General features: G+C 72.4%; 14 protein-coding genes. 9 read left to right on the forward strand and 5 right to left on the reverse strand.

Annotated features, from left to right (window positions below; translation table 11 throughout):
- Window positions 1-41 precede the first annotated feature (41 nt).
- The 4 genes from ACIF8T_RS06060 to ACIF8T_RS06075 all read left to right on the forward strand — a co-directional run bounded on the left by ACIF8T_RS06060 (window position 42) and on the right by ACIF8T_RS06075 (window position 2,742).
- Window positions 42-218, forward strand: a complete 177-nt coding sequence (locus ACIF8T_RS06060; RefSeq protein ID WP_400031665.1) for a hypothetical protein — start codon at window positions 42-44, stop codon at window positions 216-218.
- The gene (locus ACIF8T_RS06065; protein WP_400031667.1) at window positions 218-511 is read left to right on the forward strand and encodes a Dabb family protein; all 294 of its coding nucleotides are present in this window, start codon (window positions 218-220) and stop codon (window positions 509-511) included. Before ACIF8T_RS06060 ends, ACIF8T_RS06065 begins: the two co-directional genes overlap by 1 nt.
- A 145-nt stretch (window positions 512-656) precedes the next feature.
- Entirely contained in the window at window positions 657-1,547 is an 891-nt protein-coding gene (locus tag ACIF8T_RS06070; protein ID WP_400031669.1) for an RNA polymerase sigma factor SigF, read from the forward strand.
- A gap of 268 nt (window positions 1,548-1,815) precedes the next feature.
- Window positions 1,816-2,742 (forward strand): RNA polymerase sigma factor SigF, encoded by a 927-nt coding sequence (locus tag ACIF8T_RS06075; RefSeq protein WP_400031671.1) that lies wholly within the window; start codon window positions 1,816-1,818, stop codon window positions 2,740-2,742.
- Between the two features lie 123 nt (window positions 2,743-2,865).
- Here the strand turns inward: ACIF8T_RS06075 and ACIF8T_RS06080 are convergent, their stop codons facing one another.
- A complete protein-coding gene (locus ACIF8T_RS06080; protein WP_400031673.1) occupies window positions 2,866-3,060 on the reverse strand; it encodes a hypothetical protein in 195 nt (64 codons plus the stop codon).
- A 194-nt stretch (window positions 3,061-3,254) separates the two neighbouring features.
- On the opposite strand from ACIF8T_RS06080, the gene ACIF8T_RS06085 reads away from it, so the two are divergent.
- The 3 genes from ACIF8T_RS06085 to ACIF8T_RS06095 all read left to right on the forward strand — a co-directional run bounded on the left by ACIF8T_RS06085 (window position 3,255) and on the right by ACIF8T_RS06095 (window position 7,267).
- Window positions 3,255-3,758 carry a MarR family winged helix-turn-helix transcriptional regulator gene (locus ACIF8T_RS06085; RefSeq protein ID WP_400031675.1) on the forward strand — a complete coding sequence of 168 codons (504 nt, stop codon included), beginning with the start codon at window positions 3,255-3,257 and terminating at the stop codon, window positions 3,756-3,758.
- Between the two features lie 13 nt (window positions 3,759-3,771).
- The gene (locus ACIF8T_RS06090; protein ID WP_400031677.1) at window positions 3,772-6,300 is read left to right on the forward strand and encodes an MFS transporter; all 2,529 of its coding nucleotides are present in this window, start codon (window positions 3,772-3,774) and stop codon (window positions 6,298-6,300) included.
- Between the two features lie 145 nt (window positions 6,301-6,445).
- Window positions 6,446-7,267, forward strand: a complete 822-nt coding sequence (locus ACIF8T_RS06095; RefSeq protein ID WP_400031679.1) for a YceI family protein — start codon at window positions 6,446-6,448, stop codon at window positions 7,265-7,267.
- Here the strand turns inward: ACIF8T_RS06095 and ACIF8T_RS06100 are convergent.
- Window positions 7,250-7,960, reverse strand: a complete 711-nt coding sequence (locus ACIF8T_RS06100) for an ANTAR domain-containing protein (RefSeq protein ID WP_400031681.1) — start codon at window positions 7,958-7,960, stop codon at window positions 7,250-7,252. The genes ACIF8T_RS06095 and ACIF8T_RS06100 overlap by 18 nt on opposite strands.
- 57 nt (window positions 7,961-8,017) lie before the next feature.
- Window positions 8,018-8,782, reverse strand: coding sequence for an ANTAR domain-containing protein (locus ACIF8T_RS06105; RefSeq protein ID WP_400032345.1), 765 nt, complete (start codon window positions 8,780-8,782; stop codon window positions 8,018-8,020).
- A gap of 176 nt (window positions 8,783-8,958) precedes the next feature.
- Here ACIF8T_RS06105 and ACIF8T_RS06110 point away from each other — a divergent pair, with 176 nt between their 5' ends.
- Window positions 8,959-9,312, forward strand: coding sequence for an STAS domain-containing protein (locus ACIF8T_RS06110; protein ID WP_400031683.1), 354 nt, complete (start codon window positions 8,959-8,961; stop codon window positions 9,310-9,312).
- A 9-nt stretch (window positions 9,313-9,321) separates the two neighbouring features.
- Window positions 9,322-9,792, forward strand: coding sequence for a PPOX class F420-dependent oxidoreductase (locus ACIF8T_RS06115; protein ID WP_400031685.1), 471 nt, complete (start codon window positions 9,322-9,324; stop codon window positions 9,790-9,792).
- A gap of 36 nt (window positions 9,793-9,828) precedes the next feature.
- Here ACIF8T_RS06115 and ACIF8T_RS06120 read toward each other — a convergent pair whose 3' ends face one another.
- Both ACIF8T_RS06120 and ACIF8T_RS06125 read right to left on the reverse strand, forming a co-directional pair.
- The gene (locus ACIF8T_RS06120) at window positions 9,829-10,587 is read right to left on the reverse strand and encodes a TetR/AcrR family transcriptional regulator (protein WP_400031687.1); all 759 of its coding nucleotides are present in this window, start codon (window positions 10,585-10,587) and stop codon (window positions 9,829-9,831) included.
- A 119-nt stretch (window positions 10,588-10,706) separates the two neighbouring features.
- Window positions 10,707-12,227 carry an MFS transporter gene (locus ACIF8T_RS06125; RefSeq protein WP_400031689.1) on the reverse strand — a complete coding sequence of 507 codons (1,521 nt, stop codon included), beginning with the start codon at window positions 12,225-12,227 and terminating at the stop codon, window positions 10,707-10,709.
- Window position 12,228: the final 1 nt, after the last annotated feature.

Below are 12,228 nucleotides of genomic sequence, written 5' to 3' on the forward strand. Positions count from 1 at the left end.
TCGGCGCACACCGGTGACAGGAGTGACAGGGGGAGACCGCGATGGCGGTGAACGCAAAGAAGATCGCCGTCTACGTCCTCGCGGTCTTCGTGCTGTACGTGATCATCACGGACCCGGCCAAGGCCGCCGACTACGTCCAGATAGGGTTCGAGGGCATCTCGGACGCCGCCAAGGCCCTCGGCGACTTCGCGACCTGGGTCGCCAACGGAGGAAAGTGATGATCCGCCACCTGGTCCTGTTCAAGCTGAACGAGGGCGTCGACCGCGACGACCCGCGCGTGGCGGAGGGCGTCGAGGCCTTCCGCGCGCTGGACGGCCAGATCCCCGAGATCCGCTTCTGGGAGCTCGGCTGGAACGTCAGCGACCGGCCCGTCGCCCACGACTTCGCGATCAACTCCGCCTTCGACGACGCCGACGCGCTGCGCCGCTACGTGGAGCACCCCGCGCACCAGGCGGGTGTCGCCCTGTGGCGCGAGTTCGCCACCTGGGTGATCGCCGACTACCCGTTCTGAGACACCGCCCCGCCACGCCCTCCGCCGGTACGACGGAGGGCTTTTCCGCACTCGATGCCCCAACTTGTCCCTCAACACGGCGTTATGCGGTGCTTGCACACAGTGGACATGTCTTGTGATGCTATGACCGCTTTTCACGGATGGATTGACGGATGAGTTGACGGATGAAGAGGTGGCGTTGACCGTGTCGGCCAGTACTGCGCCGCCCCAGGACGAGGTTCCCGCCCAGGCCCCGGCGCCGGACGAGCCCGAGGCCCCGGCCCCGGCGAAACGCCGCGGCGCCGACACCCGGGCGCTGACCCAGGTGCTCTTCGCCCAGCTCAAGGAGCTCCGGCCGGGCACCCCGGAGCACCACCGGGTGCGCGGGGCGCTCATCGAGGCCAACCTCCCGCTGGTGCGCTACGCCGCCGCCCGCTTCCGCTCCCGCAACGAGCCGATGGAGGACGTCGTCCAGGTCGGCACCATCGGCCTGATCAACGCCATCGACCGCTTCGACCCGGACCGGGGCGTGCAGTTCCCGACCTTCGCGATGCCGACCGTGGTGGGCGAGATCAAGCGGTACTTCCGCGACAACGTCCGCACGGTGCACGTCCCGCGCCGGCTGCACGAGTTGTGGGTGCAGGTCAACAGCGCGACCGAGGACCTGACGACCACCCTGGGGCGCTCCCCCAGCACCGCCGAGATCGCCGAGCGGCTGCGCATCACCGAGGAGGAGGTGCTGTCCTGCATCGAGGCGGGGCGCTCTTACCATGCCACCTCGCTGGAGGCCGCGCAGGAGGGCGACGGGCTGCCCGGGCTGCTCGACCGGCTCGGCTACGAGGATCCCGCCCTGGACGGCGTGGAGCACCGCGACCTGGTCCGGCACCTGCTCGTCCAACTCCCCGAGCGGGAACAGCGGATCCTGCTGCTGCGCTACTACAGCAACCTCACCCAGTCGCAGATCAGCGCGGAGCTCGGCGTCTCCCAGATGCACGTCTCGCGGCTGCTCGCGCGCAGCTTCCAGCGGCTGCGGTCCGCGAACCGGATCGACGCGTAACCGAATACGCGATCGAAGCATCACCGGGGCGAGCGAATCGCCCAGCGGGGTTCTTCCGGGCCGATCCGGGCCGAAACACCGTCAGACCCCTTGTTTGCAGGGCCGTTTCGCATCTCGCATGTCGACATGTCACTACAGCGTGTTGCCGACATGTGACATTCTGCGTGAAGCGCGTTTGCCGGAGCTCCGGCTCCGGTATTCAGGTGAAGGCTGCGTTCCTGATGTGGGAGCGTGAGCCGCGACCGTCCCGCGACCCAAAGGGGGTGGCATGTCCGCAGAACAGGGCAGCTCGAAGGTGCTCACGCTCGCGGAGAGCGACCAAGCGCCCCATGCGCTCGCCGCGCTCGGCCCCATCGACGACGTCCCGGCCCTCCAGGCCTCGCCGGCCCCGGTCCTCCCGGCCGTGCCGGCCCCGGCCCTGCCGGCCACGGAGGACATCGACACCCGCACCCTGTCCCGCTCCCTGTTCCTGCGGCTCGCCGCGCTCGACGAGAACAGCCCCGAGCGCGCCTACGTCCGGGACACCCTGATCGAGCTCAACCTCCCGCTGGTGCGCTACGCCGCCGCCCGCTTCCGCTCCCGCAACGAGCCGATGGAGGACATCGTCCAGGTCGGCACCATCGGCCTGATCAAGGCGATCGACCGCTTCGACTGCGAGCGCGGCGTCGAGTTCCCGACGTTCGCGATGCCCACCGTCGTCGGCGAGATCAAGCGGTTCTTCCGCGACACGTCGTGGTCGGTGCGGGTGCCGCGCCGGCTCCAGGAGCTGCGCCTGGCGCTCACCAAGGCCAGCGACGAGCTCTCCCAGAAGCTCGACCGCTCCCCGACGGTCACCGAACTCGCCGCCGTGCTGGGCGTGTCCGAGGAGGACGTCGTCGACGGGCTCGCGGTCGGCAACGCGTACACGGCCTCCTCGCTGGACTCACCGGCCCCCGAGGACGACGGCGGCGAGGGGTCGCTGGCGGACCGCCTCGGCTACGAGGACACGGCCCTGGAGGGCGTGGAGTACCGCGAGTCGCTCAAGCCGCTGCTGGCCAAGCTCCCGCCCCGCGAGCGGCGGATCATCATGCTGCGCTTCTTCGCCAACATGACCCAGTCGCAGATCGGCGAGGAGGTCGGCATCTCGCAGATGCACGTCTCCCGGCTGCTGACCCGGACGCTGGCGCAGCTGCGGGACGGACTCATCTCCGACTGACGGTCCCGGCTCGGTCCACGGCCATCGCCGCCGTGACGCTCGTGGTGAGCGTCGCGGCGGCCGTCGTGTGTCGTGACCCTTCCGGGAGGCGCGGGCGGCGCCGTCCCGGCCGGGCGGTGCCTCCTACTTCAGCGCCAGCCACGCCACCGCCGCCACGATCGCCACCGCGGCGACGATCCCGATGATCAGGCCGATGCGCGGGCCGGCCGGAGCGGCGGCCTGGCGGGACTGCGGGGCGGCCTCGTCGACGAACGCGCGGAACATCTGGGTGCTGCCGGCGGGGTCGTAATTGCCCTGGGGGCCCTGGTTGTTAGCCATGGCCCGAGACCCTAGCGAATGAGCGGTGGCGGCCCAAGCGCGGGGCGCCCCGGGCCGCCGGCCGCCCTCACCTGGACGTTTACTGTCGCAATACTTGCCTTTGCCAAGTTTTTGTCCCGCAGTCGCCCTTTTTATTTGCCTGTAGCAACCAACGGCTTCTATGGTTGCCCTAAGCAACGATCACGGGAGGCGCGATGGCCGGGAGGGCGCAGTACGAGGAGCTGATCCGTCAGTTCAGCGCCTTCGGCGCGGTGAAGCGGGAGCTGGGCCGCCTGATGCCGGCCGACTGCCCCAGCGGCTCCGCGGCCGTGCTGACGCTGCTCGACCGCCACGGCGCCATGCGCACGAGCAAGCTCGCGGAGCTGCTCGCGGTGGACATGTCCGTCACCAGCCGCCACGTCACCCATCTGGCCGAACGCGGCTGGATCGAGCGCTCCCCCGACCCCGCGGACAAGCGCTCCCGCATCCTGCGCCTCACCCCCGCCGGCCGGGCCCAGCTCGACGACCTGTCCCTGCGGGTCACGCAGGTCCTGGCCGAGCGCCTGAGCGACTGGTCCGACGAGGACGTCGGCCGGCTCACCCGGCTGATGGCCCGGCTGCGGGACAGCTTCGGCGACTGCCGGGCCGCGCCCCGGACGGCACCGCCGCCCCCGTCTCCCGTACTCGAACGGACCACCCGTACACCCGCAAGCACGTAAGAGAAGGAAGTCCATGGCAACGACCACACCAGCCGGTGTGCGGGCTCATGCCAAGCACGGGGGAGGCTCCTCCGGCGGCCACGCTCCGATGACGCACCGGCAGATCATGGAGGCGCTGTCCGGGCTGCTGCTCGGCATGTTCGCCGCCATCCTGTCCTCCACGATCGTCTCGAACGCGCTGCCCGAGATCATCCAGGACCTCGGCGGCGGCCAGAGCGCGTACACCTGGGTCGTCACCGCCGCGCTGCTGTCGATGACCGCCTCGACCCCCCTGTGGGGCAAGCTCGCCGACCTGGTCAGCAAGAAGGCGCTGGTCCAGATAGCGCTGTGCGTCTACATCGTCGGCTCGGTGATCGCCGGCCTGTCGCAGAACTCCGGCATGCTGATCGGCGCCCGGGTCGTCCAGGGCCTCGGCGCCGGCGGTCTGACCGCGCTGGCGCAGATCATCATGGCCGCGATGATCTCCCCGCGGGAGCGCGGCCGGTACTCCGGCTACCTGGGCGCGACCTTCGCCGTCGCCACCGTCGGCGGCCCGCTGGTCGGCGGCGTGATCACCGACACCGACTGGCTCGGCTGGCGCTGGTGCCTGTACGTCGGGGTGCCCTTCGCGCTGATCGCGCTGTTCGTGCTCCAGAAGACGCTGCACCTCCCGGAGACCAGGCGCCGGGTCAAGGTCGACTGGGCCGGTGCCTTCTTCGTCACCGCGGCCGTCTGCCTGCTGCTGATCTGGGTCACCTTCGCGGACGACAAGTACGCCTGGCTGTCCTGGCAGACGTACGCGATGGTGGGCGGCGCGCTCCTGCTCACGCTGGTCTTCCTCCTCGTCGAGACCCGGGCCGCCGAGCCGATCATCCCGCTGCACCTGTTCCGCAACCGCACCATCACGCTGGCCTCGCTCGCGTCGCTGCTCGTCGGCATCGCGATGTTCGCCGGGACCGTCTTCTTCAGCCAGTACTTCCAGCTCGCCCGGGACAAGTCCCCGACGATGTCGGGCGTCATGACGATCCCGATGATCGCCGGCCTGTTCGTGTCGTCGACCGTCTCCGGCCAGATCATCACCAAGACCGGCAAGTGGAAGTCCTGGCTGGTCGTCGGCGGTGTGCTGCTGACCGCGGGCCTCGGCCTGCTGGGCACCATGCGCTACGACACCGACTACTGGAAGATCGGCGCCTACATGGCGCTCATGGGCCTCGGCGTCGGCATGATGATGCAGAACCTGGTGCTGTCCACGCAGAACCAGGTCGCCCCGCACGAGCTCGGCGCCGCCAGCTCGGTGGTCACCTTCTTCCGGTCGCTCGGCGGCGCGGTGGGCGTCTCCGCCCTCGGCTCCGTGATGTCGACCCGGATCGCGCACTACGCCGAGGACACCATCGGCACGCTCGCCCCGCAGGAGCGAACGGCCGCCGGCAAGGCGATGGGCAGCGGCCGGCTGCCCGACATGGACGCGCTGCCCGCGCCCGTCCGCACCTGGCTGGAGAGCGCCTACGGGCACGGCATCGCCGACATCTTCCTGTACGTCACGCCGATCGCCGCGCTGGCCTTCCTGGTGACGCTGTTCATCAAGGAGGTCCCGCTGCGGACCACGGGCGCGCTGGCCCAGGCGGCCGAGGCCGCCGCTCCGGCGGGAGCCCCCGCCGCGGCCGCCGCGGCCCCCGCGCCGCAGCAGGACCCGGCCCGGTCCGTCGCGGACGCCGGGGTCCTCGGCGAGGACGCGGCCGCCCAGCGGCTCGCGGCCGTCGCCACGGCCGTCCGCCCCGGGGAGCCGTCCGGCCCGGCGGGCGGCGGCGTCCCGGTGCGCGGCGCGGTGCGCGGCGCCGAGTCCGCCCCCGTGCCGCAGGCCGCCGTCACGCTGATCTCGCTCTCCGGCCGCCAGCTGGGCCGCGCCGTGGCGCAGGCCGACGGCTCGTACGCGCTTCACGCTCCGGGCGCCGGGTCGTACGTCCTGATCGCCTCCGCCGACGGCTACCAGCCGCAGGCCTCCACCGTCGTGGTGAACGGCGAGCCGGTCGCCTACGACATCCTGCTCAGCGGCACCAGCGGGCTGACCGGCCTGGTGCGGGCCGCCGGGAGCGGGCTGCCGGTGAAGGACGCGATGGTGATCGTCACCGACGTGCGCGGCGACCTGCTGGCCACCCAGGCCACCGGTGAGCAGGGCGGCTTCTCCTTCACGGAGCTGGTGCCGGGCACGGTGACCGTCGCGGTGAACGCCGCCGGGTTCCGGCCGCGCGCCCTGCCCGTCGAGGTGGGCGGCACCGGCGTCACCCGCGTCGAGGTCGACCTGGAGGCGGGCGCCCGGCTCCAGGGCGTGGTCCGGGCCCCGCACGGCCCGCTGGCCGACGCCCGGGTGACGCTGGTCGACGCGGCGGGCAACGTGGTCGGCTCGGCCACCACCGGCGCGGACGGGGCGTACGCCTTCACGGACCTGGACGGCGGCGAGTACACCGTCATCGCCACGGGCTACCCGCCGGTGGCGACCGCCCTGACGGTGACCGGCCCCGGCGTCGACGACCACGACATCACGCTCGCCCACCCCGGCGAGTAGCCACGCCCCGGCCCGCGGCGGGCGAGCGCGCTCCGAGCGGAGGCGCGCCCCGCCGCGGGCCGGTTCCTTACGACCGATTTCTGCTGGTTCGGCAAAGTTCGAGTGTGCGGAGGCGCGGTGCGCCTCCACGAGGGAGAAGAACGGGATGGGACTGACCGCGAGGATCCGCACCCGGGACGGATGGGCCGTGTCGCACGCGGTCGTCACGGTGACCGACATGACCGGCGCGCAGGTGCTGCGCGCCGAGGCGGACGCCGAGGGGGCCGTGCGGGACGCGGCCCCGCTCGCGCCGGGCGCGTACACCGTGATCGTCACGGCCGTCGGCTACGCGCCCGCCGCCGCGAGCGCGATCGTCACCGCGAGCGGGCGGGCCGAGGTGGGCACGGTGACCCTGGCCCGGCAGGGCGGCACCGAGCTGCCGCCGCCGGGGCCGTGGACCGTCGACCCGGCGCACTCCAGCGTGGCGGCCGTGGCGCAGCACCTGGGCATCTCCAGCGTGCACGGCCGGTTCACGGAGTTCTCCGGGGCGATCGAGATCGCCCCCGACGACGTCGCGAAGTCCCGGGTGGAGGCGGTGATCCGGGCCGCGTCCATCGACACCGGCAACGGCATGCGCGACACCCACCTGCGGTCCGCGGACTTCCTGGACGTCGAGCGGCACCCGGAGATCACCTACCGCTCCACGGGCCTGACCGTGGCCGGCTCCGACCGCTGGACGGTCCACGGCGAGCTGGGCCTGCACGGTGTGGTGCGGCCCGTCGACCTGGACCTGGCGTACCTGGGCACGGGACCGGACCCGTGGGGCGGGGTGCGGGCGGCGTTCCGCGCCACCGCCGAACTGCGGCGCGAGGACTTCGCGATGAACTACAACCAGGTGCTCCAGGCGGGCATCGCCGCCATCGGCACCACGCTGCGGGTGGAGCTGGACATCCAGGCGGTGCAGGGCGCCTCACTGCCGGCGGCGTGACGGCGCGCCGGCCTCCTCGGTGACTCTCTCCACCAGACGGGCGCACAGGTCGCGGAGCTTGACGTTGCGGTCCTGCGAGACGCGGCGCAGCCGTTCCAGCGCGATGCGGGCGTCGATCCGCTCGCGGGCCATGAGGATGCCGATCGCCTGGTCGATGACGCTGCGGGAGAGCAGGGCGGTGCGGACGTCGGCGACCGAGGCGCGGGTGCGCTCGACGCGCAGGGCCACGTCGATGGCGTCCGTGGCCCGGGCGGCGAAGGCCCGGGCCGCCTCCCGCCCGGCCTCCAGCGCGCCGGGCCGGACGCCGTAGCAGTTGAGGGCGGCGCCCTTGTCGCCCTCGACCTTCAGCGGCACCGCCAGCACGGAGCACACGCCGGCGGACAGCGCGTACCGCGTGTACTCCGGCCAGCGGGTCTCCTCGGCCAGGTCGGGGGCGTACTGCTCGGTGCCGCTCTCGGCGGCGTCGACGCAGGGCCCCGAGCCGTTCTCGTACTGGCGCTGGTCCAGGCCGCTGGGCAGGCCCCGGCTGCCGGCGAGGGTGAGCAGCCGGTCGGCGCGGCGCACCGTGATGCTGCACGCGGCGGCGCCCGGCACCTCCTGCACCGCCCGGTCGGTCAGATCGCGCAGCAGCGTGTCCAGCCCGCCGCTGCGCACCATCGCCGTCTCCAGCGCGTCGGACGTCTCGGAGCTCATGACCGTACGGGTATCCCGTCACGGAGCGTTGACGCCGGGTCGCCGTTCACCGTTTCGTCACACCTCGTCGTGCGCTCCCACGATCCGGCGGGCCAGGTCGCGCAGCTTGACGTTCTCCCGCTGCGAGGCCCGCACCAGGGACTCGAACGCCCCGGCCGCGTCGATGTCCATGCGCTCCATGAGGATCCCGGTGGCCTGCCCGATCAGGTCCCGGGTCTGCATCGCCTCGGTGAGCTGCTCGCGCACGGTCGCCGAGTCCAGGGCGATGCTGACGTGCGCGGTGAACAGCCGGCCGATCCTCGTCGCGTCCTCGTCGAAGGCGCCGGGCTTGCGGGCGTACGCCGTGAGCACGGTCAGCCGGCGGCGGTCGGCGCGCAGCCGCAGGGACAGCGCCGAGCGCAGCCCCAGGCCGGACAGCACGTCACCGCCGTCGTCGGCCTCGCTGTCCTCCATCCGCACCACGGGGTGGGCCCACAGCCGGTCCCAGTACGGCTGCTCCCCGCGGTCGGTGTCCAGGGTCTCGGCGGAGCGCACGATCTCGTCGGTCCAGGCGATGGTGCGGCGCTGGTTGCCGCGTTCGATGACGGAGACCCCGGCGTGCTCGGCACCGGGCATGAGGTGCACCGCCAGGCGGACCGCGGCGCGCAGCGTGCTGTGCGGCGTGGGCGTCTCGTGCAGTTGCCGAGCCGCCACCGTCAGCGCTTCGGCCAACTCAAAGGCAGCCGGAAACCGGGGCAAATCAGAAAACTCGGACGCAGCCACCACGAACCTCTTCGGCGTGCACGGTCCGCAAACCGTGCGCAGGAGAGCTCCGCAGCACATTCCCGACTGCGAGCACAGGACGGACAGCACTTTAGCTGCTCGGTTGCGACGAGGTGACGTCCGGCCGACGGGCGGCCGGTAGCGCTATCGCGGGCCCCCTCCGCCGTGGTGCAATGGGCGGACAGGTCAGGAAGCGGCCTCCCGAAACCCAGACGCACGTCTGTCAGGTGAGTGCCGTGACCTTCCTTCCGCCTCCCACCGAGCCGCGCGACCATCCCGGTCGCGTCCTGCTCGCCCTACCGCACGAGATCGACGCCTGCAACGCCACCGAGCTCCTCGCGCTCATCATGTCCGCGGCCCGGGCCCGTGCCGAGCGGCTGCGCGTCCTGGTCCTGGACTTCTCCACGACCTCCTTCATGGACTCCCAGGGGGTCCGCCTCGTCAACGACGTCCGCACGCTGCTGTACCCGGGCGCCCGGGTCCTGGTCGTGGCGGAGGCCGACGGCGTGCCCAGCCGGGTGCTGGAGCTGACCGGACTGCGCAGGGACGTGCCGGTGTACGACAACCTTCCCGAGGCCCTGGCGGCCTAGGCTGACCCCATGGCACCCCACATCGCGACCAACACCCGCGTCGGACTGGACGAGCTGCTCGACTTCGTACGCCCTCGGCACCGGGCGGTCCTGCTGACCCGGCGGGCCGGCGGCGGCCCTCAGGGGTCACCGCTGACCTGCGGGGTCGACGACTCGGGCCGGATCGTGGTGTCCACGTACCCGGAGCGTGCCAAGACCCGCAACGCCAAGCGGGACCCGCGGGTCAGCCTGATCGTCCTCAGCGACGACTGGAACGGCCCGTGGGTGCAGATCGACGGCTCGGCCGAGGTGATCGACGCACCGGACTCCGTGGAGCCGCTCGTCGAGTACTACCGCAACATCGCCGGGGAGCACCCCGACTGGGACGAGTACCGCGCGGCCATGCTGAAGCAGGGCAAGTCGATCATCCGGATCACCCCGGAGAAGTGGGGCCCCGTGGCCACCGGGGGCTTCCCGGCGCGGCTGGCCGAGGAGGGGTGAGCCGCCGGGCGGGCGCCCGCCCGCCGGAGGGGCGTCTCAGCCGCGGGCGACCATCGCCTCGATGCCCGCGACCAGCAGGTCCAGGGCGAACTCGAAGTCGCGTTCCATCATCTCCTGGACCGTGTCGCCGCCGCGGGCCGTCATGATCCTGCGGGACTCCTGGATGACCTCGGCGGCCTGCGGGGCCCCGGTGACCGTGCTCAGGGCGTGCCGGAAGTAGTCGTCCGGAGCCATGCCGGTGGCGGCGGCCCGGGCGAGGAAGTGGCCCTCCAGCGTGCCGTAGCCGTACACGAACTGGAAGACCGCCGAGATCGCGCTGGTCACCCGGTGCTCGGGCAGCCCGGTGCGGCGGATCACGCGCTGCACGGTGTGCGAGAAGGCCAGGTAGTTCGGGCCGATGTTGAGGTAGGTGCCGGCCAGCGGCGACAGCCAGGGGTGGCCCACCAGCAGGCCGCGGTACTCCCGGGCCAGGGCGCGCAGCTGGTCGCGCCAGTCCTCGCCGGCCTCCGGGTCGGGCAGCGCGAGCTCGCCCATGACCGCGTCCATGGCGAGTTCGAGGAGGTCGTCCTTGGTGTCCACGTACCAGTAGACGGACATCGCCGTGACGTTGAGCTCCGCCGCGAGGCGGCGCATGGAGAACCCGGCCAGGCCCTCGGCGTCCAGCAGCCGCACGGTGACCGCGACGATCCGCTCCCGGTCCAGCCCCGACGGCTGCCCCCCGCCGCGCCCGCCCCGGCGGGGTTTGCCCTCCAGCCAGACACTGGTCCGCACCGCCCCCTGGGCTGCCTTGGCCATGGCGCACCTTCCTCGACTCTCGCTGCCGGTCATGCTAGGTGCCCCCGAGAGGGGCCCGGGAACCGCGCGATCGACCGCCCGCGACCCGCAGCCGCACGACTACCCAGCCGATCGGGCTCTCAGGCACCCGCCGCCTCCCGGCCGGCCCGCTCCGCCCTGCGCAGCAGACCCGCGGCCACCAGCCCGCCGAGCAGCACGGCCACCGCGCCGACCAGCTGACTGGTCGCCAGCCCGGAGGAGAACGCGTCCACCACCCGGTCCCGTTCGGCCGCGCCGTCCGCCCCCGCCAGCGCCGCGGGCAGCGAGCCCGCCGCGAAGGGCACCAGGGCCGCGAAGCGCGAGGTGAGGACCGCGCCCAGCACCGCGACCCCCAGGCCGTTGCCGAACTCCGCCAGCGTGCCGTTGATCCCGGCGCCCACGCCCGCCTTCTCCCGGGGGATCGCGCTCATGATGGCGTGCGCCATGGCCGGGTTGGCGATCGCGCAGCCCACCCCGATGAGCAGCAGGCCGAGGAGCGTGCCGGCGTACCCGCCGGAGGCGAGGGTGGCGATGGAGACCAGTCCGCCCGACATCAGCACCATGCCGAGGGCGATGGAGACGGGCGTGCCCAGCTTCGCCGTCCACTTCGCCGACAGGCCGGAGAAGTTGAGCACGACCACGGCCAGGGCCAGCGGGGCGGTCCGCAGTCCGGCCTCCAGGGGGCCGTAGCCGAGCACGAACTGCAGGTGCTGGGTGAGCAGGAACAGCGCGCCGCCCATGCCGAAGGTGATCAGCACCGCGCCGGCCACCGCGCCCGTGAACCGGCGGTCCCGGAAGAAGTGCAGGTCCAGCATGGGGTACGGGATCCGGCTCTCCCAGTACGCGAAGGCGCCGAGGACCACCGCCGCGACGCCCGCCGTGAGCAGGACGCGGCCGGAGGTCCAGCCGTGCTCGGGACCCGAGATGATCGCGTACACCAGGGAGGCCATGCCGACGGTGGACAGCAGCGCGCCGAGCAGGTCCGGGCGGTCGCCCTGGGGGTTCTTGGACTCCGGGACCAGGACCACGACGGCGAGCAGGCCGAGGGCCACCACCGGCAGGTTGATCAGGAAGATGGCGCCCCACCAGAAGTGGTCGAGCATGAAGCCGCCGATCAGCGGGCCGGTGGCGAAGCCGAGGGCGTTGACCGCGCTCCAGACGCCGATCGCCTTGGGCTGCTCCTCGGGCGCGAAGATCTGCATCGCCACGGCGAGGGTGGTGGTGAGCAGCAGCGCGCCGCCCACGCCCATGCCGGCCCGGGCGGCGATCAACTGGCCGGTCGTGTCGGCGAGTCCGGCCACCAGCGAGCCGGCGCCGAACAGGGCCAGGCCCGCGAACAGCATCCGCTTGCGGCCGTAGCGGTCGGCGGCGCTGCCCGCGGTGAGCAGCAGCCCGGACTGCACGAGCGAGTACGCGTTGATCATCCACTGGATGTCGGAGGTCGTCGCGTCCATCTCGCGGGTGAGCGAGGGGATGGCGACGTTGAGCACGGTGTTGTCGAGCAGCACGGTCAGCTGGGCCAGGCAGATGACACCGAGGATCAGCCAGCGCTGCGGGTGTCCCTCGGGCCGTGCCGGTGTCCGGTCCTGGCGCGGGGCCTGTTCCTGGGGGGACGTCGTCATG

The organism is Streptomyces sp. NPDC085946 (genome assembly GCF_044540485.1).
GTDB lineage: Bacteria > Actinomycetota > Actinomycetes > Streptomycetales > Streptomycetaceae > Streptomyces.